This window comes from Kitasatospora aureofaciens, from assembly GCF_019192735.1.
GTDB lineage: Bacteria > Actinomycetota > Actinomycetes > Streptomycetales > Streptomycetaceae > Kitasatospora > Kitasatospora aureofaciens_A.
Map to the genome: position 1 here is coordinate 1 of NZ_JAHTKP010000042.1, position 25,860 is coordinate 25,860.

Here is a 25,860-nt window from a genome sequence, read left to right on the forward strand (position 1 = left end):
AGGCCTTGAGCGCCAGGTGCAGCATGACGATGGAGTCCTTGCCGCCGGAGAACAGGATCACCGGGCGCTCGAACTCCCCCGCGACCTCGCGGAAGATGTGCACCGACTCGGCCTCCAGCGCCTCCAGGTGGCTGATCTCGTAAGGGCCGCCGACCCGCGGTGCGGGTCGCAGCGTATCGGTCGCCGTCGTCACACCAGCCTCCTCTCGGCGAGCAGCGCGTACACCTCGGCCGCGGACTCCCGCACTGTCCGGTCGTGGGACTCGACCCGCAGGTCCGGCGCCTCGGGCGCCTCGTACGGGTCGTCGACCCCGGTCAGGCCGCTGAGCTCGCCCGCCGCCTGTCGGGCGTACAGGCCCTTCACGTCGCGCTCGGCGCAGACCTCCACCGGGGTCGCAACGTGCACCTCCAGGTAGGCGGTGTCCTTGGACCGGTGGCGTGCGCGCACCGCCGCACGGCTCTCGGCATAGGGTGCGATCACCGGGACGAGCACCAACACCCCATGAGAAGCCAGTAGTTCGGCAACGAAACCGATCCGCTGGACGTTGGTGTGCCGGTCCTCGCGGCTGAAGCCGAGGCCCGCCGAGAGGAACCCACGGATCTCGTCGCCGTCGAGCACCTCGACCCGGTGGCTGTCCGTTCGCAGGCGCCTCGCCAGCTCGTGCGCGATGGTGGTCTTGCCGGCGCTCGGCAGACCGGTCAGCCACACGGTGGCTCCCTCGCGGGTCCCGTCGTCCACGCTCCCGCTCTCCGGCCTTCGTATGCTCGTCGTCATGGCTCAGCCCACCGGAAGCGCGGCGGCCAGCGAGTTCGCCGCCTGGAGGCCCAGGTTGAGGCCGGCCGCCGCGGGGTCGTCCGACCAGGGCTGGATCCTGGCGCTCGCGGTGAACCGGTTCAGCGCCGCGACGGGCGTGCTGCGCGGTGCCAGCCGGCCCGCCCGCCACGCCTCGCGGAAGGCGATGGCGGCGCCCTTGCTGTTGCGGTGCGCCACCCGCAGGGCAGGCACGAAGTGCACCCGGCCGCCCGCCTCGCCCAGTCGTTCGACGAGCCCGTTGTCGCTGGCCGTGACGACGTCGGGGAAGCCCTCGGCGGCCCGGAACAGGTCCGTCCACACGGCGGAGTTGCCACCGGCGAAGAAGGTCACCGCGCTGTCCGCGGCGTGCTGCGCGTAGCGCACCTCGTAGCGGTACTGCCGGGCGCGCGCCACCACCCCGCTGTCGAACGGCAGGACCCGGCCGGTGATCGCCGCCCGGTCCTCGGTCAGCGCGGTGTCGAGGACCTGGAACCAGTCCGGCAGCGGACGGGCGTCGTCGTCCAGGAAGGCCAGGACGTCACCGGTCGCCTCCTCGGCCGCCAGGTTGCGGCTGGCGGCGGCGCCGATCTGGCGCGGGTTGCGGATCAGCCGCACATCGAACGCCTGCTCCTCGCTCTCCACGCGCAGCGGCCGGTCGGACGCGTCGTCGACGAGGAGCACCTCGTGGACGATCCCCGTGTCGCAGCCGGCGACGGCGGTGAGCAACTGCCGGATGTCGGACGGCCGGTTGCGCGTGGCGACGACGACCGAGACCCGCTTGCGCGGCTGTGCGTTGGTACTCATATCCGAACTCCCCCTGTGTTCTTCGTGATTCACGGCGTGCGGTTCAGGGCGTGCAAGTGGCTGCGAACGGGTCCAGCACCTCGTCGACCTCGCCGAGGAGGTCGCCCAGGGTGGCCCGGCCTCCTGCGGTTCCGGCGAGCGGTTCGGTGGTGATCCGGATGCGTGCGACGGCCTCCCGGGCCAGCCGGTCGGCGGTCACGGCGTCGGCCGCGCGCACCATCACGAAGCCGCAGCGGTCCTCCGACCAACGCAGCTCGTGCACGGTGTCGCCGACCGCCACCTGGACGTCCACCTGGACCACGCCCTCGGCGGATTCGGCGTCCTCGACCCCGGTCACCGATGTGACCAGACCGGGCTCGGCGACCAGGAAGCGGACGGCCGCCGCGCCCTCGGCCGGGCAGGTCCCGGGCAGCGGGTCGGCCTCGGCGGCGAGGCGGTAGGTGGCCTCCTCCAGGTCGACGCCGTGGACGAGACGGACGAGGTCGTTGATGCGGTCTCCGCCGCGGCGGCTGTGCGCCTCCACGACCCGGGGGCCGTCGGCGGTGAGGATCATCTCGGTGTGTGCGGGACCGTCCACCAGGCCGGCCGCGTCGAGCACGGCGGTCACCAATTCCCGTACGGCGTCCAGCTCTTCGGCGTTGATCTGCGCGGGCACGACGTGGCCGAGTTCCACCACGCCACCGCCGGTGTCCTTGCCGGTGACCGCGACGACCCGGTGGCGGCCGCCCACGGAGAACGTCTCCACGCTCAACTCCTCGCCGACGAGCAGCTGTTCGGCCATGAACTCGTCGAGGCCGAACTCCTCGCGCCAGGCCCAGGCCGGATCGACCTCGTCGACCGAGCCGATCTTGCGGACGCCCAGGCTGCCCGAACCCATGGTCGGCTTGAGCACGGCCGCCCCATGGGTCTTGACGAAGTCGCGCAGTTCCTCGCGGCCCGGGTTGGTCAAGGTCGGGACGGGACCGATGCCCTCCGCGTTGAGGAGCGCCCGCAGGGCGGGTTTGTCGTGGAGCAGCCGGGTCGTCCGGGCGCCGTTGCCGGGCAGCCCCAGGGCGTCGGCGAGGTGGCCGGCCACCGCCTGGGCCGCTTCGGCCTGGGTGAACACCCGGGCGACGGGCTGCCGTTCGTGCAGCGCGCGGACGAGAGCGGTGACGGTCGGCACGTCCTGGTAGTCCACGAGCAGCAGCTGCGAGCAGTGCGGAACGACCTCCGGGTCGAACGCGGACGGCTTCTGGACGTGCACCACCTCGAAGCCGAGGGCGGCGGCCTTGCGGACGATGCCGGCCTTGCCACCGAGGACGAGAATGCGGGTTGCGGACACGGGTGTCACCTCTACACGGTTGTTGCGGGAACAGGGGCGGGGGCCACGGCGGACTCCCGCAGCGCCTGCCACACGGCGGCGGTCTCGTCCGGCAGCGGTGCGGCGTCGGCCGCGGCCGGGGTCCGCGGGTTGAGGCCCGCCAGGTACCGGCGCAGGTCGAGCCCGGTGAACTCGGCCAGCCGGTCGCCCTCCTCGCCCCGGCACAGGGCCTGGTACTCGATCACCAGGCGTCGCCCGGCCGGCACCTGCGGCATGAAGTCGAGCCAACGGGCGTTCCATGCCGTCCACTTGGCCACGGCCGCCGCGTGCGTCACCGGCTTCCACGGCCGGTCGCCGGTCCACCGCAGCATGGAGCGGGCGGCCTCCTCGGGATGGCGGACCAGCATCACGTACCGCGCGTCGGGGAGCACCGCGTCGAGCCAGGGCAGCTGGAGCAGGTACTCGTTGTACTTGTCGCCCCAGAACGGCTGGCCTTCGTTGCTCTCGACGAGGATGCGCCGGGCCAGCGCGAGGTGGTCGCTCCCCGCCTCGCCCTCGGCGACGTCGCGGGCCGCCGTCCGCAGGCTCTGCTCGACCCGGGCGCGCCAGGCGTTCACCCCGGCGCCGTCCGGCGGGCGGCGGTCGAGGGCGTGCAGGATCTCGTCGGCACGGAGATGACGTTCCGTCAGATCATCTTCGCTCAGCCAGCGGTGGAGCAGATAGGGCAGCTTGCCGTTGACCGTGAAGTGGCCTCCGGCGTCGTGGAACGCCAGGTTCATGGCGTAGGCCAGGGCTGTCGTCCCGCAGCGCTGGGCGCCCAGCAGGATCACTGGTGATGTACTCATTTCCGAACCCCCTTCGTGGTAACCGCCTCCGCCATCTCCCACAGCAGCCGCATGCACTGGGAACTGGCCTCGAACCCGCCGGCCGTGAACTCCTCGCCCCAGGGCTCGTCGCGCTGCTCTGCGGTCAGCACGCGGCCGATCCGCCAGTGCGTCTCCAGGGAGAGCCAGCCCTGGTATCCGTCCTCGGCCAGCGTGGCGAGGATCGCGGGCCACGGCAGGTCGCCGTCGCCGAGGCGGACGTAGCTGTTCTGCCCGTCCGGGTCCTTCACGTGGACGTGCCGGATCCGGTCCCGGCCGGCCGCGTAGTCGTGCGGGAACGGGACCGGGTCCCAGCCGCTGAAGACGCTGTTGCCCGGGTCCCACAGGATCCCGAGGCGGTCGTCGCCGAGCTCGTCCAGGAACTCCAGGGTGTGGCGCATGGTGGGGCTGTTGGTCCGCTGGCCCGTCTCCACGACCAGCGGCACCCGGTCGAACGGCACGCTGTCCAGCACCTCGCGCGCCGCCTTCGCCGCGCCGCGCGGGTCCGGGTCCCCTTCGCGGTAGAAGGTGAAGATCCGGACGAACGGCGCGCCCAGCAGCTCGGCCCGGCGGACGGAGTCCACGACCAGGTCCCGCACCTCGGCGATCTCCGCTTCGGTGCGCGGCAGCGCACACTTCAGCGCGGGCGGGTCGAATCCGGCGATCTCCAGTCCGTGGCCGGTCACGGCGTCGCGCACGGCGGTCAGCTGCGCGTCGTCCATCAGGTGCGGCGGCACTTCGCCGGCGGACCTGATCTCCAGGCCGCCGAAGCCGAGCCGGGACGCCTCGGCGGCGGCCGCGTGGATGTCCTGGGACAGCTCGTCGTTGATGATGGCGAGTTTCATGAGAGAGCCTCCGCCTCCACGAGGAGGGACGTATCGGTCGGGTACCAGCTCCGGAGCAGTGCGAGATCCTCCGCAAGGGACGGCGCCTTGGACTCGACGGTGACCGCGCGCAGCGCCCCGGCCGCCGCGAGCACCTCGCGGGTCTCGGCGGCGCACGAGGTGGCGAGCGGCTGGTGCCGCGAGGTCTCGGGGGCGCTCCAGTCGAAGCCCTTCACCTGGGCGTACGACGTCCACGGGGCCAGCCGGGCGGCCGCGGCCGCGGGGTCGGGGTGGATCCGGGCCAGGCCCATCGTGTCGAGGAGAACGCCGGTGCCGGCCCGCTCGCACAACTCGGCGAGCTCGGGGACCGCCGCGTATCCGTGATGGGTCTCCACCAGGACCCGGTCCACGCCGCCCACCAGCTCGGCGAGTTCGGTCACCTGAGCGAGCGTCGCCTCGAAGCGGCCGGGTTCCGTACAGCCCGCCGCCGCGAACACCTTCACGGGCAGGCCAGGTTCCAGGTGTGCCGGCTCGTCGGCGGCCAGGAGCGGGCCGTCGGCCCGCCCAAGGACGGTCCCGACGCCCACGAAGCACACCCTCGCCCCGGCCGTCCGCAGGCCGGCCAGGCCCTCCCGCTGCCAGGCGTGGCCCTTGCCCGCGCGAACGTCCACCGCGGAGCCGCCCAGCGAGAGCACGAGCCGGGCCAGCTCCGAGGCGCCCAGCCCGGGCGCCGAGCCCGAGGAGAGTCCCAGGAGGGTCGTCATGCGGTCACCACCTGCTGCCGGGCGACCGCCGCGAGGATCTCGGTCACGCCACGGGCCCCCTCCAGGTGGCAGCGACGGGGCTGCCGGCCGGTCGCCACGGCCTCGGCCATCTCCTGGTAGACCGCGCACCGCAGCTCCGGGGTGGACGCCATCGGCCAGGTCTGTTCGGTCTCGCCGAGCTGGGTGCTGACCGTGCCGTCGACGATGCACAGCCCCCGGTCGGGACCCAGCACCTGCAGGCGCTCGGCCCGGATGGCCGACTCGGCGGTCACGGTGAAGGCGAGCGTGGCACCGGTTTCGAACTCGACCAGGCCGGTGACCCGGGTGTCGATGCCCGGGGCCAGCTCCCTGGCCGGAGCCATCCGCACGTTCTCCGGACGGCCCAGCAGCTGGCAGGCCAGGTCCAGGTAGTGCACGCCCAGGTGCGCGGCGATGCCGCCGAACGCCGAAGCAGGGTCGCTGCGCCAGCCGACGCGCCGGTAGTGGACCGGCGGCCGGAACCGCGACACCTCCAGGACCGCCGTGACCGCCGGATCCGCCCAGCTCGCGGCGAGCGCGGCGTCCGGCAGCCGCATCCGGTGCTGAAGCATCACGCCGACCGGCTTCCCGACCCGTGCCGCCGTCCGCGTCAGCAGGTCGATCTCCGCGCCCGACACCGCCGGCGGTTTCTCCAGCAGCACCGCCTTGCCGGCCTCCAACGCCTGCACCGCGAGCTGCGCCCGGCCGCCGGGCGGCACGCACAGCGCCACCAGACCGATCTCCGGGTCGGCCAGCAGTTCCTGCCAGGAGGCGGCCCGCCGCAGCGCACCGGTATCCGCCGCCGGGTCCTGGTCGAGCACGGACACGACCCTGGCCTCGGCCAGCCCGTCCAGGGCCGCCGCGTGCTGACGGCCGGCGACGCCGAAGCCGACGATCCCCACACCGAGGCTCATCGCGCGCCTCCCGCCGTCGCGAGGGGGCGGTCCGCGGCCCAGCCGAGCCGCTCGACGACCGACGCGGGCACCGGCACGCCGTGCTCGCGGGCCGCCGACTCGGCCAACTCCTCCTGCTGCTCGGGCAGGTGGACTGCGGGCGCACCCTGCGGATAGCCGGAGGCGATCGCCCCCGACAGCACGCCGAGCAGTTCGTCCACCGGCGGGTTGCCGAAGGCCGCCGGGGACAGCGCCAGGAACAGCTGCGAGCAGTCCATCGAGCGCTCCGGCTCACCGCGCTGCTTGTGCACCAGCGGGCTGACCGTACCGCCGGCCAGGATGCCGGCCAGCACCTCGGTGATCACCGCCACCCCGAGCCCCTTGTGACCGCCGAACACCGGGACGGCACCGCCCCGGTCCAGCTCCTCCGGGTCGGTGGTGGGCCGTCCCTGACGGTCCACCAGCCAGGTCGCCGGCACCGGCTCTCCGCGGTGCGCGGCGTGCCGGATCTTGCCGCTGGCGACGGTTCCGGTGGCGAAGTCGACCACCAGCGGCCGCTGTTCGGCACGGGGGACGACCATGCACACGGCGTCGTTTCCGAGCGTGGGACGTCCGGCGCCGGGGGCCGCCACGCTGGGGCCCGAGATGTTCAGGACCAGACCGACCACACCATGCCGCACGAAGTGCTCGCGGTAGGCGGCCAGCATGCCGATGTGGTTGTTGCCACGGACCGCCACCGCGGCGAGCCCGGTCTCGGCCGCCCGGCGGGAGCAGGTGTCGGCCGCGAGCTCGGCGGCGACCTGGCCGAAGCCGCCACGGGCGTCGAGCACGGTGACGGGGCCGTCCTCGGAGATCCACCCGGGCTCGGCGACCGGGTCGATACCGCCCCGCTCCAGCCGGTCCAGGTACATCGGGAGCAGCCCGACCCCGTGCGAGAAGTGGCCCCGCACGTCCGCGTCGACCAGGATCCGCGCCACCAGCGCCGCGCGGCCGGCGTCGACTCCGGCGGCGGCGAGGGAGCCGATCGCCGCCTCGGTCAGCGCCTCCGGGGTGAACCGGATCTCCTGCTCCGCCGGCTCGCAGGCGGTCACCGGCCGCGGCGGACGGTTCAGGTACACCACCCGGTCGGCCACGCCGGCGACCTCGGCGTCGACGGCCACCAGCAGCACCGCGCTGCCCTGCCCGGCCGCCGTCCGCGCCTCGGCGGCCGCGCCGTCCGCCGCGCCGGGCCGGGTGCCGGTCGCGTCCACGACCGCGACCACCGGGGTGCGGCCGGCGGCCGGCCCGTGCTGCCCGGGCCGTACGACGGCCACGCCCGAGGGACGGGCCGGGGCGACCCGCCGCGGCCGGCCGCCGCCGCCCACCACGATCTCGCCGTACTGGGCGCGGCGCTCTCCGGCGAGAACCTCCACCAGGGCCGCCGCCGACGCCGGGTCGTCCGCCAGGGCCGCGACGATCTCACCGGCGGCCACGGTGGCGGTGAGCCCCGGGATCAGGATGCGCTCGGCGCCTTCGGGCCCTTCGGCCACGATCAGGTCCGCCACGCGGAGTGCGGGCTGCCTGCCCGCTGCTTCGGTCATTGCCGACTCCTCGAATAGCCGTGGATGATGCGGGGTCAGGACGCGCGCTTCGGCTCCAGGAACTCCAGCCGGTTGCCGAGCTTGTCGAAGGCGTAGCAGCGGTCGTGGCCGGGGAAGTTGTCGTCCCAGGTCACCTCGTGGCCGCAGGCCTCCAGGCGCTTGGCGAGCGCCTGGAGGTCGCGGACGAGGATGCCCGGGTGCGCCTTGCGCGCGGGGCTGAAGTCCTCCTCCACGCCGAGGTGGACCTCCAGGTCGCCGCCGCGGAACCAGCACCCGCCGCGGGCGGCCAGCACCGGGGGCTTCTCCAGCTCGGTCATGTCCAGCACGTCGCCCCAGAACTGGCGGCACAGGTCCTCGGAGCCGGGCGGGATGGCGAGCTGGACGTGGTGCAGGCCGCCGAAGGCGTAGTCGGGGATGTTCTCGCTGCGCATGGTGTTTCCTTGTCTGTCTCTCGTAGCTGTAGCAGTAGTTGACGGCAGTAGCTGGCGGCGGTAGTTGACGGCCGGTCAGCCGGTGATCGTCAGTCGTTGACGGCCAGGGCCTCGTGCCGGGCGGCCATACCCTCGCTGCGTACCGTGAAGGAGAGCTTTCGCACGCCTTCCTGGGCCCGCCGCAGTGCCTCGTCCTGGTTCTCCCCCACCGCGCAGACGTGTGCGGCGCGGGCGAAGGAGCCGGTCACGCCCTTGAGCCGCTTGCCCGGCTCACGCAGCAGTTCGACGTCGACGACGCCCTCCACGGCCCGGGCGTCGTCCTCGCCGGCGACCGCGACGATCTCGCCGACGGCGTCCGGGCACGCGTACCAGATCGCCGCGGCGCGCGGACCCTGCCGGCCGGCCTGGAGCGCGGCCCGCACTTCGTCGAGGACCGAGAGCCCGACGGCCTGGCGGGCGACCACGTCGATCAGGTCGACACCGGAGACCCTCGCCCACAGCTCCGGGATCTCGTCCCCGGCCGGGCGCAGGTGGGTCTCCACGATGTGCACCGCGTCGGCGGCCACGATCACCTCGGTGTGAGTGACACCGCGGCGGATGTCCAGCGCCCGGAGCATGTCCTGGACGGCGCCGGCGATCCGCTCCTCGTCGGAGGACGGCAGCGGAGCCGGGACGACGTGCCCCACCTCCACGAAGTGGTCGTGCTCGGAGATCTTGCGGGTGATGCCGACGACCAGGTGCTCGCCGTCCTCGCTGACGCACTCCACGCTGTACTCGTCACCGCTGAGGAACGGCTCCACCAGCAGGTCGGCCGAGTCGAGGTCGGTCGCCCCGGAGGCGCCCCAGGCGAGGGCCCGCTCGATGTCGCCCGGGCCGTCGATCCTGGTCACGCCCTTGCTCGCGACTCCGCGGACGGGCTTGCAGATCAGCGGGTAGCCGACCTTCTCGACGACCTTGAGGATGCCCTCCGCGTCGTGCACGGTCTCGGCGAGGACGTCGCTGACGCCCGCCTCGGCGAGCACCCGCCGCATGGCGTGCTTGTCCGCGACGGCCTGGACCGTCTCGGGGCTGTGCCAGGCCAGACCGAGCGCCACGCCGATCGCGGCGGTCTTCTCGGTGTCCTTCTCGGTGAAGTTGGTGAGCCGGTCGACCGGGTCCGCCGCGTGCACGAAGCGTGCGGCGGCCACCCATTCCGCCACGGGCGCGTCCTCCCGCAGCACGATCAGCCGCTCGATCTTCTCCCGGCTGCGCAGCCGGGGCACGACCTCCGGCCGGCAGATCACCGTGGTGCGCAGCCCGGGCCAGGCATCGCGGGCCCGGTCGGGCAGGTCGCGGCCGCCGCTGATGATCAGCAGGTGCATGGGGGTCGGGGTGTCGGACATGGATTTCCTCCGTCGGTACGGGATGGGGTCAGGAGCCCGCTGCGGCGGGCACGGGGGCGGTGTCGCCGGCGCCGTCCGCCTGCTCGTCCGGCCGCGGGCGGGTGCCCGCCCAGCTCAGCGCGGCGGCGAGCGGGAAGCACACGGCCAGGACCAGCCAGCCGGCCGGGCCGGTCCGGGAGAGCAGCCACAGCACCACGGCCGGACCGGCGATCTCCGCGACCGAGAAGCCGACGTTGAAGAAGGCGAGGTAGCGGCCCTGGGCAGCCTCGGGGGAGAGTGCGAAGGAGATCTCCCAGGACGAGGCCGAGTGCAGCAGTTCGGCGACGGTCAGCAGCAGCAGTGCGGCGACCAGGGCCACGGCGGCCCACGTCGGAGCGCCGACGACACCGCTGAGGGCGAAGGCGAGACAGGCCGCGGTCAGCAGCAGCGCGGACCGGTTGGTGGCGCGTCGGGCGGTGGCCATGCTGTCGATGTGCTTGGTCACCCGGACCTGGCAGATCACGGTGATGACCGTGTTGGTGGTGACCAGCACCGTGATCATCCAGATCGGGGACCGGGTGTGCTCGGCGACCCAGAGCGGCAGCACGGTGATGAGGATCGCGTCGTGCAGGAACAGCACCCCGTTCGACGCCGTCGCGGCCACGAACCGCCAGTCGCGGATCGGCGGGATCACCGCGGCCGAGGTCCGCTCGGCCGACCCGCCCCTGGCGGCGACCGGCCTGACCTTGGGGAGCATGCCGATGAGGGCGAACACGAAGAGGAAGCTGATCGAGTTGCCGATGAACAGCCAGCGGAACAGCGTCGCGGAGTCCGTGGTCAGCGCGACTCCGGCGATCGAGAAGCCGACCGTGAAGCCGAGGTTGCGCAGCGCGCGGATGAACGCCATGGTGCGGTTCCGCTCGGAGCCGGTGATCAGCTGCCCGACGAGCGCCTGGTTGAGCGGCTGGCCGGCCCGGTCCATGACGAACAGCAGGCAGGCCGTCACGACGAACTGGCCGAAGCCGTGGACGTTCAGGTACGCCAGATAGCCGACGGACCGCCAGAGGCAGACGATCATCAGCATGGTGCGCGGGCCGAAGCGGTCGGCGAGCCGGCCCATGGGGACGGCGGTGAGGAGGCCGACCACGCCCGCCAGGGCCAGGCCGACTCCGAGCTGGGTGTCGGACAGTCCGGCGTACCTGGTGAAGTAGAGCGCGGAGCCCGCCAGGAACATGCCGGTGCCGACCGACCCGACCAGCGCGTTCACCGCGATGATCCGGGACTCCCGGGTGGCCGGCATGGCGCTGGTCACCCGGGTCCGCCAGGTGATGTGTTCGGTCGACTCGGTCAAGGTCGTTCTCCTCGGAGGCGGTCGGGACGGTCGTCGGAGCGGGGCCGCGGCTCGGCGGGCGCCCACTGGGCGCGCCAGTGGCGCACCAGCCCGTCCCAGCTCGCGGTGGCTCCGGACGGCAGGTAGGTGCGCCGGATGGTCCGGGGGGCCGAGTCCCACGGATCGGCGGGCGAGCGCACGGTTCCGAAGGCCAGCGCGTCGTCGGGCAGGCCGGGTTCGGCGGGGATGCCGCCGTACGGGTAGGCGAAGAGCCGTGCGGGCCCCGGTCCGTACCAGGCGGCGATGTCCGCCAGGGACGCGCTCACCTCGTTCTGCGCCTGGTCCGGCGGCAGCCGGTCGAGGTGCGGGTGGGTGCGGGTGTGCGCCGCGATCAGGTGGCCGTCGCCGGCCAGCCGGTCGCACTCGTCCCGGGTCAGGTAGTCCTCGCGCGGCTGTTCGCTGCGCTGCCCCAGGAGGCCGGTGCAGACGAAGAAGACCGCGTGCAGGCCGAGTTCGCGGAGGATCGGCCGGGCGTGGACGAGGTTGTCCCGGTACCCGTCGTCGAAGGTCACCAGCACCGTCGGCCGCTCGGGTCGGCCGGGGCCGTCCGGAGCGAGGAGGTCGGCGGGCCGGTACGGGTCGAACTCCTCCAGCACCCGCTCCATGCCGAGGGCGAACTCCCTTGGCGTCAGGGCGGTGTAGTGCCGGACGTCCGGGTGGACGTGGTGGAAGTACAGCACCAGGGGCCAACCCGGGGCGCTGCCCGTCGCCGGCTGGTGCTCGGCGGGGACACCGGGAACGTGCGGTGCTGTGGTCGCGCTCACCGGACACCTCCGGTCGTCACCGACTGGGCGCCGACCTCGGCGAGGGCCTCGGTCATGACACGCCCGATCTCGTCGGCCAGGGCCTCGATCTGCTCCGAACTCCAGTGCCCGGTCGAGTACTTCAGGCTCAGCTCCAGTTCGCCGGCGACGATGTCGCCCTCGGCCATCAGCAGGTAGCGTTCTCGCTGCAGCGGGGAGCGCTGGGCGCCGAAGCCCTCATCCGCCGGCCGCAGTGCGGCGCCGGGCGCGCGCTGCTCCAGGCGCAGCAGGTGGCCGCGGAAGTTCAGGCGGACGGACGGCCGTTGGCAGGCGTCCAGCGCCGTCCGCTCCGCCGGTTCGGGCGAGCCGAAGCGCAGCGCGTCGAAGCCGTACCGCCGCTCGGGCAGTTCGCCCAGCGGGGCGAGGGCGGCGCGCAGCGCGGGCAGGCCGCCGCCGGACCAGCCCAGCACCGCCGGGAAGGTGCTCTGCACGTAGCCGACCGTGCGGGACAGGTCGAGCTCCCCCACCGAGGTGTCCCGGCTGTGCGCGTACACGTCCACGCCGTGCACCGGCTCACCGGTCCAGCGGGCGAGTCCGCCCACCAGGCAGCCGAGCGTGAAGTCGTGCGGGGCGATGCCGTCGGCGGGCAGCGCGTGGGTGACCAGCCGGGTGGCCTGCGGGTCGAGCCTGAACCGGTGGACGCGCAGGCTCGGCAGCCGATCGGGTCCGTCCAACGCCGGCTTCAGCGTGGCGAACTCGCCGGTGCGGGCGGCCCAGGACGCGGCGTCCTGCCGGGCCTCCGGGCTGTCCAGCCAGGAGCGCAGCGCCGTCCCGATCGCCCGGGGGCCGGCTGTCGCGGCCTCCGGCGTGCCGCCGGCGAGCAGCGCTTCCAGATCGTCCACCAGCAGCCCCATGGAGACGCCGTCCAGCACGAAGTGGTGCACGGTCATCAGCAACCGGGCGGTGCCGTCGCCGAGTTCGACGGACAGCAGCCGAAACACCCGGCCGGCGGCCAGCGACATCGACGTCTGCGCCGACGCCAGCACCGCCTCCAGCTGCGCGCCGCGCTCGGGAGCGGGGACGGCGCGAAGGTCGGCGCACTCGACGACGCCCGCGGTGTCCGGCTCCAGCAACCGGGCGGTGCCGTCGGTGTCCAGTGCGGTGCGCAGGGCGGGGTGGCGGCGCAGTAGTTCGCCGGCGACGGCGGTGAGGCGCTCGGCGCCCAGGCCCGGATCGACCGTGAACAGGGCGTTCAGGCAGAAGTGGTCGGGCCCGGCCAACTCGCCGTCGTACAGCCAGCGTTGCTGCGCGGGCAGCAGGCTCAGCGAGCCGGCCGGCTCGGCCTCGACCGGCGCGGTCGGTGCCGTCCGCTCCTGCGCGCGGGTGACGGCGGACCGGGCGGTGCGTCCGGCGAGCAGGTCCGCGGGCCGCATCGGCAGTCCACGGGAGCGCATTCGCGAGCACACGCGCATCGCCATCAGCGAGTCGCCGCCGTGGGCGAGGAAGTCGTCGTCGGGCCCCAGCCAGGGGGCCTGCAGGAGTCCTCGCAGGAGCTGGACGGTCTCGTCGAGCGGCGGGAGAGCGGGCGCGGCCGTCTCCGCCGGGTCCACTGCGGGCGCTGTGGTCGCGAGCAGCGCCGCGGCGGCCGACGCCGACGCGCGGCGGTCGATCTTTCCCGAGGTGGTCAGCGGCAGCCGGTCGAGAACGGCGATCCGGCCCGGCACCAGGTAGCCGGGCACCCGCTCACGCATCCGCTCCCGGACGGCCTCCGGGCCGGGGCCGTCGGCGGCGAGCGTCACCGCGGCGGCCAGCAGCTGCCCGCCGGTCCCGTCGTCCAGGGTGAAGGCGACGGCCGAGGTCACGCCCGGCACGTCGAGCAGGTGCCGGTCCACCTCGTCCAGTTCGACGCGGTGGCCGCGGATCTTGACCTGGTTGTCGACGCGGCCGAGGAACTCCAGGTTCCCGTCCGGGTGCCGCAGCACGAGGTCGCCGGTGCGGTACATCCGGGCGTTCCGGCCGCCGTCGAAGGGGTCGGGGCGGAAGCGCTCCTCGGTGCGCCGCGGGTCGTGGAGGTAGCCGGCGGCCAGCAGGGGGCCGCCGATCCACAGTTCGCCGGGTTCGCCGGACGCGGCGGGCCGCCCGTGGTCGTCGAGGACGTGGAGGCGGCGGGCGCCGACCGGGCCGCCGATCGGCAGGCCTCCGGTGGCGGGGACCGCCCCGTGCGGCGGGATCACCAGCGCGGTCGCGGTGACCACCGTCTCCGTCGGGCCGTAGCCGTTCACCAGCGTGGTGTGGCCGAGCGGCGTGCGGTGGTGGGCCCGGGCGTCGGCGGCGGTCGCGTTCTCGCCGCCGATGACGGTCGTCCGCACCCGGCCGAAGGAGGGCCGGTCCGCGCCGTCCAGTTCGGCGCACAGCATCCGCCAGTAGGCCGTCGGGAGTTGGAGGATCGTCACACCGAGCTCGCGGACGGTATCCGAGAGCCCCTCGGCGTCGGGGACTCCTCCGCCGTGGAAGGCGAGTGTGCCGCCGGCCGCCAGGGTAGGCCAGATCTCCTCCTGGGCGACGTCGAATCCGATGCTCGCGAACTGCAGGACGGTGTCGGCCCCGGTCAGCCCGAACAGGCCGATGACGGCGTCGACATGGCCGGCGAGTGCCGCGTGCCCGACCAGGACGCCCTTGGGGGTGCCGGTCGACCCGGAGGTGTAGATGACGTAGGCGGGGTCGCCCGATGAGAGCGACCACGGTTCCACGCCGTCCGCAGCCCCGCGCAGGTCGCTGACGCCTGCGCTGTCGATGAGCGCGACCGCCCGGGAGTGCCGGAGCAGATGGGCCCGGCGCTCCTCCGGAGTGGCGATGTCGACCGGCAGGAACGCGGCGCCGGCCAGCCAGACCCCGAGCATGGCGGTGATCGCCTCGGGGCCGGACGGCAGCCGCACGGTGACGATGTCCCCCGGGCGCACGCCGTGCGCGCGCAGGGTGTCGGCGGTCCGTTCCGCCCGCTGCCACAGTTCGCCGTAACTGACGGTGCCGTGGGCGGTCCGCAGTGCGGTCGCCGTCGGCTCGGCGAGGACGCGGGCCCGGATCAGCCCCGGTACGCCGGTGGTCGTGGCCGTGGTGGCCGTGGTGGCCGTGGTGGTGGTGTCCATGGTCGTTGGCCTGTCGGCAAGTCGGTGAGCGGTCATGGGCGGGAGGTCCCGGCGGTCGCGGCGGGTCCGCTGGGGTCGAGCAGCAGCCGGGCCCCGGCGAGCAGTTCGTCCTGGTACGCCCGGTGGCGCTGCACCACGACGGTGAGGTCGGCGGTCGCCACGTCGGCCGGCAGGTCCCGGCTGGGGCGCAGCTCGCGGCCCCGCGCCGAGAAGGCGTCCACGTACGGGTCGTGGAAGACGACGTCCACTCCGGCGCCGAGCAGTTCCGCGGCCAGCGACTCGGCGGGCGAGTGGCGGACGTCGGCGACGTCCGGCTTGTAGGTGACTCCGAGCAGCAGCACCCGTGCGCCTCGGATGGCGATCCCGTGCCGCGCCAGCAGGTCCCTGACGCGTGCGGCGACCCAGACCGGCATCGAGTCGTTGATGCGCTGGGCCTGCTCGGCCATCCGGAAGGGCAGCCCCTCCTGCGCGGCGCGGTGCACGAGGTAGAGCGGGTCGACCGGGATGCAGTGGCCGCCGACACCGACGCCCGGGCGGAACGGGGTGAACCCGAAGGGCTTGGTGGCCGCCGCGTCGATGGTGTCCCACACGTCGACGCCGAGCCGGTGGCAGATCTGCGCGAACTCGTTGACCAGGGCGAGGTTCACCTGGCGGTAGGTGTTCTCCAGGATCTTCGCGGCCTCGGCCTCGCGGGTGGAGCGGGTGACGTGGACCTGCTCGGTGAGCTTGCGGTAGAAGCCGGCGGCCCGCGCGCGACACTCGGCCGTGAGCCCCCCGACGACCTTGGGGGTGTTGTGGAAGCCGAAGCGCTGGTTGCCGGGATCGACCCGCTCCGGAGAGAAGGCCAGGTAGAAGTCCTCGCCCGCCACGAGCCCGGACTCCTCCAGGGTCTCGCGGATCACCCCGTCGGTGGTGCCGGGATAGGTGGTCGATTCGATGATCACCAGCTGGTCCGGCCTGAGGTGGTCCCGGACCGTACGGGTCGCGGAAAGCAGCGGCCCCAGGTCGGGCACCCCGTGGGCGTCCACCGGCGTGGGCACGCACACGGCGATCACCGAGCAGTCGCGCAGGAACGCCGGGTCGGTCGTCGCGTCCAGCAGGCCGGAAACGGCGGCGAGTTGCGCCTCGGTCACGGTGTCCACCGGCGGGCTGCCGATGTTGACCTGGGCCACCAGGAACTCGTTGAGGTCCAGTCCCCGGGTCCGGTGCCCGGCCTCCGCGGCCGCGACGGCCAGCGGCAGCCCCGCGTACCCGATGCCGACGACGGCGACCTCGGTGGTGCGGGCGCGGTCCAGCACCGCGGTCGGTCCGTATCCGGGCGCCGCCGAAGCCGCGGAGACCGGTGGCACGCTGGCGATCAGATCCATCTCTAGCTCCTCAAGAACGGTCGGATGTGCGCGGGGGACGACGACTGCGCGCTCTACCACCAGCCGTTCTCGTTGGGCTGGACGACCGCGTTGCCGGTCTGCGCCGCAGCGGCCGGGGCCGGGGCGCTCTGAGCCGCGATTGTCCGGTCGGCACCGTGCTCGGCGGAGGCCACGGAGGAGGCCACGCTCACGCCGGCCAGGGCGAGGACGAAGACGGCGGCAGAACACAGACGGGCACGAGCAGACATGGGTATCCCCCGGATGGTGTGTCAGGAATTCGAGAGCGAGTCGGATCCGGCTCTGTCCGCCGGCCCCGTCCGAGCTCGCACCACCAATCCTGTTCGACACGTCCGCACGGATCAACGAATCCGGACGGCAGCAATCCGTCATGACCGAGCTTTGCCACGCGCCGCGTTCGTCTCACCATTCGAGACGGCAAGGGGGGCAAATCAGGACAAACCGCCCGACCGGGACGCGAAAGAGGCGGGCCACCCGAGTGGCCCGCCTCCGTCTGCCGCCGTCCGTCAGCCCAGCAGCCCCAGCTCCGCAATCCGCATGGCGGCCTGGAACCGCGTCTTCACGCCGAGCCTTTCCAGCAGCCCGGAAACGATTCTGCTGAAGGTGCGCGGAGAAATGCCGAGCTGGCGCGCTATCGCCTCGTCCTTGACCCCATCGGCGAGGAGCTTGACCACCACCAGCTCCTGGCTGTCCAGCCCGAGTGCGACCGCCTGCTGCTCCGGTGCCTGCTGCACCGGCGTGGCGTTGTGCCAGCAGTAGTCGTACAGCGCGTGCAACGACGCGACCAGCTCCTTCCCGTGGATGGCGAACGCACCCTGGCTGCTGTCCTCCGGGTTGATGGGAAGCACGGCGAGCTCGTCGTCGAAGAGGATCATGCGCAACGGCAGGTACTCGGCGACGCGGACCTCCTTCCCCGGACGGGCCGCGTCCACCAGATAGGCCGCCATGTACGGGATCGCCGCGGTGCGGCGCTGATACAGCCCGTCCACCGCGATACCCCGGCCCTCCATCTCCTTGTCCCGGAGCAGCATGTCGTCGATGAGCTCCTCGGGCGGCGGCCCACCGGGGTGCATAGCACGCAGCCGCGTCCGCACCATGCTCCCGGCGTCGTCCAGAAAGGCGTTCACCAGAGCCGGCGTCTCCAGCGTTTCGACCTCCACGGCCTCGCGGCGCTCGTCCCGCAGATCGGGGAAACCGTGCACCAGCGACGAGATGGCCGTACGGATCCTGGCGACATGCTGGAGGTGAGCGGTCACCAGCCGCTCCTCCGCCGAGAAGAGCCGGGTCAGCGCCGCCTCCGGGTCCACGGTGACGAACCCGCACGGCGCGCCGGGTGACGGCGCCAGCAGCCCGGTGGAGTTCAGCCGCTCGCACGCGTGCTCCGCCTCCGCGAGCGAGCACCCGGCTTCCGCCGCCACCTCCTCCAGCGACCACCCGGGATTTCGGTAGATCAGTCCGTAGACCTTCCGGTCCGTCTGTCTTGCGTCCTCATTTCCACGCATCAGGTGTCCCCCCGTTCCGTTCACCCCGGCCGCAGCCCGCCGCGTCCTGCCCTCTGGCCATGTGCGGACGGCCGGCGACCGGCCTTGCGCGGCTCCCCGTACGAGCCATCACCGCAAGGCCGGTTGAGCATAGCCGTTCGTCCACATTTGATCGATAGCCGACAACGAAATTCCCTGGCACCCGCTCTCACAAGCGACTTCATGGCCAGGACGACGGGATTTGAACCTGCGACCCCTTGACCCCCCGTACGCCGCCGGAGAGCCAGCCGTCTGCTGTTTCATCGGTGTTCAACCGCACGCTCCTGACTGCGCCCCGTCAACGCCCTACGTTCCCTGAGGGACTACGAGAAGGAGCTATGGGCGACACACAACTTGCCGTACGGGCACGTGGATTGACGAAGTGCTTCGGTGACGTCGTGGCGCTCGACGGTGTTGAGCTGTCCCTGGTGCCCGGGCAGATCCATGGGCTGGCCGGACCGAACGGTGCCGGGAAGACGACGCTGCTCGGGCTGCTGCTCGGGCTGGCCGTCCCCGACGGCGGCGAGTTGGAGGTGTTGGGCAGGCCGGTCGGGCGGGCGTTGGCGGCGCCGCACGGAGTGGCCGGATTCGTGGACGGACCCGGGTTGTATCCGTCGCTGACCGCGCGGAAGAACCTGGCCGCGCTGGCGACGCTGCGCGGGCAGGACACTCGGGCGGGGCGGATCGACGAGGTGTTGGCCGAGGTCGGGCTGACGGAGGTCGCCGACGACCGGGTGCGGAGGTTCTCGCTGGGCATGCGGCAGCGGCTCGGGCTGGCCGCGGCGCTGCTCACGAATCCACGGCTGCTGGTGCTCGATGAGCCCTCCAACGGTCTGGACCCGGCGGGCAAGCAGCATGTGCACGGGGCGCTGCGGCGGCTCGCGGGCGACGGGGTGACCGTCGTGCTGTCCAGTCACCGCATGGACGACCTTGAGGCGCTGTGTGACGAGGTCACGATCCTCGCGACCGGGCGCGTCCGCTTCTCCGGCCCGTTGGGAGGATTGGCGGCCGAGAGTCGCGAACTCGACTACCGCTTGCTCACCTCCGATCCGCGGGCCGCGCGGCGGGTGGCCGCCGGGGCCGCGGGGGTGCGGGCCGTGGAGGAGGCCGGGGCGTGGCGCGGGGCCGAGGCGCTGGTCGTGCGCGCGTCGGCACCGGCCGTCGAGCAGTTGGTGGCCGCGCTGGTGCACGCGGGCGTGCGGGTGCGCGAGGTCGCTCCCGTGGTCCCGCCGTTGGAGGCCGCGTACCTCGCCCTGACCGAGCAGCAGCAGGAAGGCGAGCAACAGGAGGGTGAGCAATGACCACGGCCGGGGACGCGGTGGCCGGTGTCGGCGTCGAGCCAGGGGCGCGCCGGGTGCCGGTGAGCCGCGCGTACCGCTTCGAGGTGGTCAAGCTCGTCTCGCAGTGGCGGATCCGACTGCTGATGCTGGCCTGTTGGACCGTGCCGGGGCTGTTCGTGGCCGCGGTGGCCCAGCAGGGGACGCTGCCGTCCGACACGCTGTTCGGCCGCTGGATGCACGCCACGGGCTGGGCCGGCCCGCTGGTGGTGCTGGGGTTCTCGGGCTCGTGGGCGCTTCCGCTGCTGACCTCCGTGGTCGCGGGCGACGTGTTCGCCGCCGAGGACCGGCTCGGGACCTGGCGACATCTGCTGGTGGCGGTCCGCTCGCCTCGACGGATCTTCGTGGCGAAGGCGCTGGCGAGCGGAACCGTGATCGTGCTGCTGGTGGCCGGGTTGGTGGCCTCGAGCACGGTGGGCGGGCTGGCGGCGGTCGGGAACAGGCCGCTGGTCGGCGTCGACGGGCACCTGCTGCCGCCGTCGGACGCGGCCGGGAACGTGCTGCTGGCGTGGGGGTGCGCGCTGGCACCCACGCTGGCGCTGGCGGCGATCGGGCTGCTCGGCTCCGTCCTCCTGGGGCGCTCGCCGATGGGGCTGCTCGTCCCCGCGTTGGCGGCGGTCGCGATGCAGCTCGCGCAGATGCTGCCGCTGCCGGTGGCACTGCGCCTCGCCCTGCCCGGCTACGCCTTCGTCTCCTGGAACGGACTGTTCGCCGGCCCCGTGCGGCTCGACGAGTTGCTGATCGCCGTCGCGGTCAGCCTGGTGTGGGTCGTGGTGGCGACCGCCGCGGCCTACCTGCTCTTCGTACGGCGGGACTTCACCAACGGCAGCGAGGACGGCGTGGGGCGCCGCGCGCTCGCCCTCGGCGTACTGCCACTGGCCGGACTGCTCGCGCTGACCTTCGGGGCGGTCGCCGTGGCCACGCCCTCGACGGGCTCGGGGATCTCGCAGGCGAAGGTGCAGCGGTCGGTCGCCGCCGTGTTCGCGCACCTGTACCGGCTGCAGACCGAGCAGCTGCACCGCCCCGCCGTCACGGAGGCACAGCTGCGGGTCACGGCGGCGTGCGACCGGAGTGACGGCCAGGTCGACCCGGTGGGGCCGGGCAACGACTGGCGCTGCGTCGTCACCTGGCACCTGCCCGGTACGGCCGCGCCGGGGACGGCGATCTACCAGCTCGACGTCGCCTCGGACGGACGGCTGATGGCCGACGGTGACGGACCGAAGGAAGTGAACGGCTACTTCCTGGTGCACACCCCGACCGGGGACGCACCGAACCCGCTGTGGCAGTTCGACGGCCAGGTCGAGCTGCTCTCCTCCTCAAACATCGCCTCCTCAACGATCTCCTCCTCAACGAAGGGATGACGCCATGCAGGTAACGCGTCGTCGACGCGCCCCGAAGGAGCAATTCGTCCTTCTCGGTCGGCGAATGGGCCGCCGTGCCACACTGGCCACGGCGTGCATCACGGCGGTGGCCGTGGCCACGGGCACGGCTGTCGCGACCACCCACCAGTTCGGCACGGACCAGGTCGGCCAGGTCACCGCCAACGGCCAGGTCATATCCAGCGATCAGTACATCGCCCCGTACGGCAGTCGGCTCGTCATCAACGACGGCAAGCTGATGGCGTCCCGCGTCAGCCCGGACGGCGGTCACCTGGCCGCCTCGGTCGCCGACGGCGATGCGGCGCTGGTCGTGGTGAACCTGAAGACCGGGCAGGTGCAGCAGCGCGTCGGCACCGCCAAGGTGGACGACCTGCACCTGGCCGGCGGAACGGTCGGCCAGGAGGCCCCGGTGTACTCGCCGGACGGCTCGCAGCTGTGGCTGGGCCAGCTCGACGGCTACACCAGGTTCACCGTGAACGCCGACGGATCCCTGTCCAACCCGGTGGCGGTGCCGATCCCGGCCGACGGGGACAAGCACGCGCTGGCGTCGGGAGCGGTGTTCTCCTCCGACGGCTCGACGGTGTACGCGGCGGTCAACGGGCAGAACCGGGTGGTCGCGATCAACGCGGCGACCGGCGCGATCCAGCAGAGCTGGACGGTGGGCAACGCGCCGCGCGGCATCGTGCAGGTCGACCACAAGCTGTACGTCAGCAACGAGGGCGGGCGCGCGGCCACGGCCGATGACGACACGCTCAACTCCTACGGCACCCAGGTGCCGGCCGACCCGGAGACCGGTGCCACCACCACGGGCACCGTCAGCGTGATCGACCTCACGGACCAGGCCGCCCCCGTCGGGTCCATCGACGTCGGCCTGCACCCGACGGCGGTGTACGCCAAGAACGGGGCGCTGTTCGTCACCGACACCGCCACCGACGACGTGTCGGTCATCGACACCGGGCAGGACAAGGTCGTACAGAGCATCTCCACCAAGCCGTGGCCGGAGGCCTCGGTGGGCTACGAGCCCGACGCGGTGACGCTCACCGACGACGGGCACCTGCTGGTCGCCCTCGGCCGTGCCAACGCGGTGGCCGTCTACCGCTACACCAGTCCGCAGGAGCCGGTCAGCTACGTCGGCCTGCTGCCCACGGACTACTTCCCGACGGAGATCACCACCGTCGGCTCGAAGGTGGTCGTCACCAACACCCGTGGCATCGACGCGCGGCGGCCCAACTCCACCGGCGCGCACAACACCCACGACACGACGTCGAGCCTGACGCAGTTCACGCTGCCCAGCGACCGGGAGATCCGGGACCAGACCGCCAAGGTCTTCCGGCAGAACGGCTGGACCAGCGGCTCGGTCGAGACGGCCGGCCGGCACAAGGCGAAGCCCGTGCCGGTGCCGGCACGGATCGGCGACCCGTCGACGATCAAGCACGTCTTCCTGATCGTCAAGGAGAACCGGACCTACGACCAGCTCTTCGGCGACATCGCGAAGGGCAACGGCGATCCGAAGCTGGCCCAGTTCGGCGCGAACGTGACGCCGGACCAGCACGCCCTGACCGAGCAGTTCGGGCTCTACGACAACACCTACGACATCGGCACGAACTCCGCCGAGGGCCACAACTGGCTGATGCAGGCCGACAACCCGGAGTACACCGAGTCCTCGGCAGGCGAGTACCAGCGCAGCTACGACACCGAGGACGACGCCCTGGGCCACCAGCGGTCGGGCTTCCTGTGGACGGGCGCGCAGGCGGCGGGCCAGGACGTGCGCGACTTCGGGGAGTTCCACCAGTTCCTGACGAAGCCCGACGGCGCGAGCTGGCAGAACCTGTACTGCGACGCCAAGACCATGGACGCGACCGGGCAGGGCAGCGCCTACACCCTCAACTCGTCGTCGCCGATCCCGTCACTCAACAGCGTGTCGGTGTCCGGCTTCCCCAAGTTCGACCTCGACGTGCCGGACCAGTACCGGTACGAGATCTGGAAGCAGGACTTCGAGCAGAACGGTCCGGCGAACCTCAACATGCTGTGGCTGTCCAGCGACCACACCGGCGGTCCGGCGAGCCCGGCCGCGCAGGTCGCCGACAACGACCTGGCGACCGGCAAGATCGTCGACGAGATCTCGCACAGCGAGTACTGGAAGGACTCGGCGATCTTCGTGGTCGAGGACGACTCCCAGGCCGGCCTCGACCACGTGGACGGCCACCGCGCCCCGATCCAGATCATCAGCCCCTGGGCGCAGCACGGGACCGTCGACAGCCGCTACTACTCGCAGATCACGATGATCCGCACCATCGAGCAGATCCTCGGGATCCACCCGATGAACCAGAAGGACAGCGCGGCCAGCCCGATGGCCACGGCCTTCACCGACAAGCCGGACTACACGCCGTTCACCGCGGTCCCCAACCGGACCTCGCTGACCGACGGCCTGTCCACGCCGCCCCCGTGCGGCGTCGACGTGCCCGGGGAGCAGGACCGCCACGCGGCGGCGGTGCCGGCCACGGCCGCCCCACCGGCGGCGGAGCAGGCCGTCGCAGCCCAGTGGGCCGCCTGGAAGGCGCAGCAGCGGCTGACCGGCCCGAACGCGGTGCCGGACCACGCGAACCCGGCGCAGATGAACCACCTGGTCTGGTACCAGACGCACAACTGGACCACGCCGTACCCCGGCGAGACCGAGATCCACGCACCCAACGACGTGCCCGGCGCGTACCTGCCGTCCTCGGAGACCGACGGCTGATCCGGCTCCGATCCCACTGGGGAACCATGAACGGGCCCCGGGCCGGCGGTGACGCCGGCCCGGGGCCCGGGTGCGTCGCCGAAATGGTGAACCCGCGTTTCTTCAATGCCTTGGCCAGCCGGTGCGGTGCAGCCGATGTCATCGGCGGCGATCATGGCCAGCGGGTCGGCCGCCATGGGGGTGGTGAGGACGAGTTTGCCGTCGGCGTCGCGGTGCGGGCCCTGTCCCTGGGTGAATACGAGTGTCGAGGTCGTTTCCGGTGCAGGAGTCAGGCCACCTTTCTGGTGAGCGGGCGTACAGGGTGGGACCGGGGTACGGGTCACTTGATCGACGTGATCCAGTCGTCGACGGTGACGACGTCGGCCTGCAGGGGGAAGACCTTCTCGGTGAGAACCCGGTGCACCTCGGCGTCGGCGTCGAGGCAGGCGTCCGCCAGTACGGTGAGGCGGAAGTCCAGGTCGGAGGCTTGACGCAGGGTGGACAGGACGACGCCGCTGGTGGCGATGCCGGTGAGGACCAGCCCGTCGATCTCGCGGGCGCGCAAGAGCAGGTCGAGGTCGCTGCCCACGAAGGCGCTGACACGCGTCCTCGTCACGACGAGATCGGCGGGCCGCGGCGCGATGTCCGGGTGGATCTCGGCGCCCGGGTCCTCGTCGGTGAACCAGACACCGTCGCCGAGCCCACGGAGCATCTTGTTGCGCGCGCCGGCCTCAGGGTGCCCGGCGCGGAATCGGACGACCACGTAGATCACCGGCATCTCCGCGGCGCGGGCCGCCTCGATCGCACCGCGCAGGCGTGCCAGATATCCGGCACCCTCGCCGAAGCGGTCCACGATGCCCCGCTGGACGTCCATCACAAGGAGGGCGTTCTGCGCCATTCTTTCCGTCCTCTCATCGCGTCGGCCCGCCGGGCAGGTAGGAGGCGAGGTTGGCAAGCACGGCGTGCGGATCGGTCGGGACCCCGTGGGCGGCCAGGTAGCCATCCGGACGGATGAGGAGGGGCGTCTCCAGCCCGTCGACGAACTGGAAGTTCAGAGGACCTGTTCGGCCGCTCTCGGTCGGTCCGGTAGAGGGGTTCGGCAGGGCCAGGTTCCAGTCGAGACCTGCGGCCGGGACGAGCGCAGGGGAGACACGTTGCCCGACGTGGTAGGTACCGTCGGCCGGTTCAGTCGCATAGCTGATGTCGAGCTGTGACAACCGCCTCGCCAGCCAGTCGGTGATGCCGGGTGCCTTGGCGGCTGCGGCAATGATGTCGTTGCGCCGCCGGCACAGTTCCGGATCGCGCATGGTGGCGAGTGAAGTGATCTGGCTGGTGAAGGCGACCAGACCGGAAGCCACGGGATGGCGCTCGCCGTGGTAGGTGTCCAGGAGACCCTCAGGGGCGAACCCGGTGAGCACGGCATGGAGCTTCCAAGCCAAGTTGCCGGCGTCCTGAATCCCGGTGTTCATGCCCTGGCCGCCGGCCGGGCTGTGGGTGTGCGCAGCGTCCCCCAGGAGGAAGACCGGGCCGTCCGAGAGCCTCTCGGCCACGCGTTCCTGCACGTGGTAAGTGGATGCTGTGATGACTTCGACGACCTTCGGCCCACCTTGCCGCGGGCCGCGGGTGGCCAGCAGCGTCTCGGTCTCTTCGGCAGTGGGCGCCTTCGAACCGGGAGGAACGGACGCAACCACCCGGTGCTGGCCGTCGGCCAGCGGTGACGTCAGCAGCATTCCCTCGGAAGAGAAGAAGAAGGTGGTGTCCTCAAGCACGGAAGCTGAACCCGGCTCGAGGCGGACATCCGCCAATGCGAACAGCTGCTCTCGTGCTTTGCCGGGGAAGGCGATCCCTGCCGTGGAGCGCACCCTGCTGTAAACGCCGTCGGCTCCGATCAAGTAGCGGGCGTACACGGCACGCACCGAGCCGTCGGGCGCGGCGACGGCGGCGGTCACACCGGGAAAGTCGGGGCTGAAGGTGATGAGCTTGTGGCGGCGGTGGACCATGCCGCCCAGCTCGGTCAGGCGGCGATTGAGATGTTCCTCGGTGGTCTGTTGGGAGACCAGCAGCATCATCGGGAACGGGGTGTCCAGGTTGTCGTAGGACCCACGGAGCAGTGTGCGCGCGCCGTCGTGCACGCTGAAGTGGTGGCCTCGAATTCCTGCGGCCACCAGGCGGTCGGCAACACCCACGCGGTCGAGGTACTCCAGAGCGCGGGGCTGAACGAAGGCGGCTTTGGCACCGGGCTGGACCGAATCGGCACGTTCGATGAGCACGTGGTCCACGCCGAGCTGGGTAAGGCCGGCGGCGAGTGTGAGCCCGGCGGGGCCTGCACCGACGATCAGGACATCGGTCTGCATGGGCAGTGCGGTCGTGCGAGTGGAGGCCATGACGTCGTCCACCTTCGTTGGTTTGGTAGTCCGCCGAGCCGCTCGTCAGATGCCCGGTCTCCTCCCTGGCAGTCTCGCGTGAGACGCCCCGGGCCGATCGGTCGATCTGGCCGGGTACGACAGGAGAACCACCCGTATGGCCAGCAGCGATGTAACCCGCCACGCACTGCGCACCCCCCGAGCGGCCCGGTGCCGACCTGTCCTGAACACCCGGCCCGGCCGGCCCGTCG

Annotated in this window: 21 protein-coding genes and 1 pseudogene; 3 read left to right on the forward strand and 19 right to left on the reverse strand. The window is 72.3% G+C overall.

The genetic code is table 11. The features are described 5' to 3' along the window. The 17 genes and pseudogenes from KV557_RS29920 to KV557_RS44585 form a co-directional block, all read right to left on the reverse strand. Positions 1-193 (reverse strand): annotated as a pseudogene (locus tag KV557_RS29920) (sulfate adenylyltransferase subunit CysD); the annotation flags it as partial. Then, positions 190-738, reverse strand: a complete 549-nt coding sequence (cysC, locus tag KV557_RS29925) for an adenylyl-sulfate kinase (protein ID WP_374106692.1) — start codon at positions 736-738, stop codon at positions 190-192. The gene cysC and the pseudogene KV557_RS29920, both read right to left, overlap by 4 nt. 39 nt (positions 739-777) lie before the next feature. Next, positions 778-1,596 (reverse strand): glycosyltransferase family 2 protein, encoded by an 819-nt coding sequence (locus tag KV557_RS29930; protein ID WP_218204671.1) that lies wholly within the window; start codon positions 1,594-1,596, stop codon positions 778-780. Positions 1,597-1,639: 43 nt separating this feature from the next. After that, complete coding sequence (locus tag KV557_RS29935; RefSeq protein WP_218204672.1) at positions 1,640-2,917, reverse strand: ATP-grasp domain-containing protein; 1,278 nt, start codon at positions 2,915-2,917, stop codon at positions 1,640-1,642. 11 nt (positions 2,918-2,928) lie between these two features. Then, positions 2,929-3,741, reverse strand: a complete 813-nt coding sequence (locus KV557_RS29940) for a sulfotransferase (protein WP_218204673.1) — start codon at positions 3,739-3,741, stop codon at positions 2,929-2,931. Continuing rightward, the gene (locus KV557_RS29945) at positions 3,738-4,604 is read right to left on the reverse strand and encodes a sugar phosphate isomerase/epimerase family protein (RefSeq protein ID WP_218204674.1); all 867 of its coding nucleotides are present in this window, start codon (positions 4,602-4,604) and stop codon (positions 3,738-3,740) included. The genes KV557_RS29940 and KV557_RS29945 overlap by 4 nt, the downstream gene beginning before the upstream one ends. Beyond that, positions 4,601-5,347 carry a hypothetical protein gene (locus KV557_RS29950; protein WP_218204675.1) on the reverse strand — a complete coding sequence of 249 codons (747 nt, stop codon included), beginning with the start codon at positions 5,345-5,347 and terminating at the stop codon, positions 4,601-4,603. The genes KV557_RS29945 and KV557_RS29950 overlap by 4 nt, the downstream gene beginning before the upstream one ends. Next, complete coding sequence (locus KV557_RS29955) at positions 5,344-6,279, reverse strand: Gfo/Idh/MocA family protein (RefSeq protein ID WP_218204676.1); 936 nt, start codon at positions 6,277-6,279, stop codon at positions 5,344-5,346. Before KV557_RS29955 ends, KV557_RS29950 begins: the two co-directional genes overlap by 4 nt. Further along, entirely contained in the window at positions 6,276-7,838 is a 1,563-nt protein-coding gene (locus KV557_RS29960) for an Ldh family oxidoreductase (RefSeq protein ID WP_218204677.1), read from the reverse strand. The genes KV557_RS29955 and KV557_RS29960 overlap by 4 nt, the downstream gene beginning before the upstream one ends. Positions 7,839-7,873: 35 nt before the next feature. Next, positions 7,874-8,269, reverse strand: a complete 396-nt coding sequence (locus tag KV557_RS29965) for a glyoxalase (RefSeq protein WP_218204678.1) — start codon at positions 8,267-8,269, stop codon at positions 7,874-7,876. A gap of 89 nt (positions 8,270-8,358) precedes the next feature. Next, complete coding sequence (locus KV557_RS29970; RefSeq protein WP_218204679.1) at positions 8,359-9,651, reverse strand: ATP-grasp domain-containing protein; 1,293 nt, start codon at positions 9,649-9,651, stop codon at positions 8,359-8,361. A 28-nt stretch (positions 9,652-9,679) separates the two neighbouring features. Beyond that, positions 9,680-10,981, reverse strand: coding sequence for an MFS transporter (locus KV557_RS29975; protein ID WP_218204680.1), 1,302 nt, complete (start codon positions 10,979-10,981; stop codon positions 9,680-9,682). After that, positions 10,978-11,784: a polysaccharide deacetylase family protein gene (locus KV557_RS29980; RefSeq protein ID WP_218204681.1), complete on the reverse strand. Its 807-nt coding sequence runs from the start codon at positions 11,782-11,784 to the stop codon at positions 10,978-10,980. The genes KV557_RS29975 and KV557_RS29980 overlap by 4 nt, the downstream gene beginning before the upstream one ends. Continuing rightward, positions 11,781-14,909 (reverse strand): amino acid adenylation domain-containing protein, encoded by a 3,129-nt coding sequence (locus KV557_RS29985; protein WP_218204682.1) that lies wholly within the window; start codon positions 14,907-14,909, stop codon positions 11,781-11,783. Before KV557_RS29985 ends, KV557_RS29980 begins: the two co-directional genes overlap by 4 nt. A gap of 32 nt (positions 14,910-14,941) precedes the next feature. Then, the gene (locus tag KV557_RS29990; protein ID WP_218204683.1) at positions 14,942-16,276 is read right to left on the reverse strand and encodes a nucleotide sugar dehydrogenase; all 1,335 of its coding nucleotides are present in this window, start codon (positions 16,274-16,276) and stop codon (positions 14,942-14,944) included. Between the two features lie 53 nt (positions 16,277-16,329). Further along, on the reverse strand, positions 16,330-16,524 hold the full coding sequence (locus tag KV557_RS29995; RefSeq protein ID WP_218204684.1) for a hypothetical protein: 195 nt from the start codon (positions 16,522-16,524) through the stop codon (positions 16,330-16,332). A gap of 276 nt (positions 16,525-16,800) precedes the next feature. Then, a complete protein-coding gene (locus KV557_RS44585) occupies positions 16,801-17,712 on the reverse strand; it encodes a helix-turn-helix transcriptional regulator (protein ID WP_218204685.1) in 912 nt (303 codons plus the stop codon). A gap of 440 nt (positions 17,713-18,152) precedes the next feature. Here KV557_RS44585 and KV557_RS30005 point away from each other — a divergent pair, with 440 nt between their 5' ends. Genes KV557_RS30005 through KV557_RS30015 form a run of 3 tightly spaced genes read left to right on the forward strand, consistent with a single transcriptional unit; the run spans position 18,153 to position 23,267 of the window. Further along, positions 18,153-19,115, forward strand: a complete 963-nt coding sequence (locus tag KV557_RS30005; protein ID WP_218204686.1) for an ABC transporter ATP-binding protein — start codon at positions 18,153-18,155, stop codon at positions 19,113-19,115. Further along, positions 19,112-20,512, forward strand: a complete 1,401-nt coding sequence (locus KV557_RS30010; protein ID WP_218204687.1) for an ABC transporter permease — start codon at positions 19,112-19,114, stop codon at positions 20,510-20,512. Before KV557_RS30005 ends, KV557_RS30010 begins: the two co-directional genes overlap by 4 nt. 4 nt (positions 20,513-20,516) lie before the next feature. Further along, entirely contained in the window at positions 20,517-23,267 is a 2,751-nt protein-coding gene (locus KV557_RS30015) for an alkaline phosphatase family protein (protein ID WP_218204688.1), read from the forward strand. A gap of 319 nt (positions 23,268-23,586) precedes the next feature. Here KV557_RS30015 and KV557_RS30020 read toward each other — a convergent pair whose 3' ends face one another. Continuing rightward, positions 23,587-24,144, reverse strand: coding sequence for a cysteine hydrolase family protein (locus KV557_RS30020; protein ID WP_218204689.1), 558 nt, complete (start codon positions 24,142-24,144; stop codon positions 23,587-23,589). 13 nt (positions 24,145-24,157) lie between these two features. Continuing rightward, positions 24,158-25,642 carry an FAD-dependent monooxygenase gene (locus tag KV557_RS30025; RefSeq protein ID WP_218204690.1) on the reverse strand — a complete coding sequence of 495 codons (1,485 nt, stop codon included), beginning with the start codon at positions 25,640-25,642 and terminating at the stop codon, positions 24,158-24,160. Between the last annotated feature and the right edge of the window lie 218 nt (positions 25,643-25,860).

Coding starts and splice junctions, on each gene's coding strand:
- KV557_RS29955 (WP_218204676.1), bottom strand. CDS start 6,279: ATGAGCCTCGGTGTGGGGATCGTCGGCTTCGGCGTCGCCGGCCGTCAG.
- KV557_RS29990 (WP_218204683.1), bottom strand. CDS start 16,276: ATGGATCTGATCGCCAGCGTGCCACCGGTCTCCGCGGCTTCGGCGGCG.
- KV557_RS29950 (WP_218204675.1), bottom strand. CDS start 5,347: ATGACGACCCTCCTGGGACTCTCCTCGGGCTCGGCGCCCGGGCTGGGC.
- KV557_RS30020 (WP_218204689.1), bottom strand. CDS start 24,144: ATGGCGCAGAACGCCCTCCTTGTGATGGACGTCCAGCGGGGCATCGTG.
- KV557_RS29995 (WP_218204684.1), bottom strand. CDS start 16,524: ATGTCTGCTCGTGCCCGTCTGTGTTCTGCCGCCGTCTTCGTCCTCGCC.
- KV557_RS29960 (WP_218204677.1), bottom strand. CDS start 7,838: ATGACCGAAGCAGCGGGCAGGCAGCCCGCACTCCGCGTGGCGGACCTG.
- KV557_RS30015 (WP_218204688.1), top strand. CDS start 20,517: ATGCAGGTAACGCGTCGTCGACGCGCCCCGAAGGAGCAATTCGTCCTT.
- KV557_RS29945 (WP_218204674.1), bottom strand. CDS start 4,604: ATGAAACTCGCCATCATCAACGACGAGCTGTCCCAGGACATCCACGCG.
- KV557_RS30010 (WP_218204687.1), top strand. CDS start 19,112: ATGACCACGGCCGGGGACGCGGTGGCCGGTGTCGGCGTCGAGCCAGGG.
- KV557_RS29970 (WP_218204679.1), bottom strand. CDS start 9,651: ATGTCCGACACCCCGACCCCCATGCACCTGCTGATCATCAGCGGCGGC.
- KV557_RS29930 (WP_218204671.1), bottom strand. CDS start 1,596: ATGAGTACCAACGCACAGCCGCGCAAGCGGGTCTCGGTCGTCGTCGCC.
- KV557_RS30005 (WP_218204686.1), top strand. CDS start 18,153: ATGGGCGACACACAACTTGCCGTACGGGCACGTGGATTGACGAAGTGC.
- KV557_RS29965 (WP_218204678.1), bottom strand. CDS start 8,269: ATGCGCAGCGAGAACATCCCCGACTACGCCTTCGGCGGCCTGCACCAC.
- KV557_RS29985 (WP_218204682.1), bottom strand. CDS start 14,909: ATGGACACCACCACCACGGCCACCACGGCCACCACGGCCACGACCACC.
- KV557_RS29940 (WP_218204673.1), bottom strand. CDS start 3,741: ATGAGTACATCACCAGTGATCCTGCTGGGCGCCCAGCGCTGCGGGACG.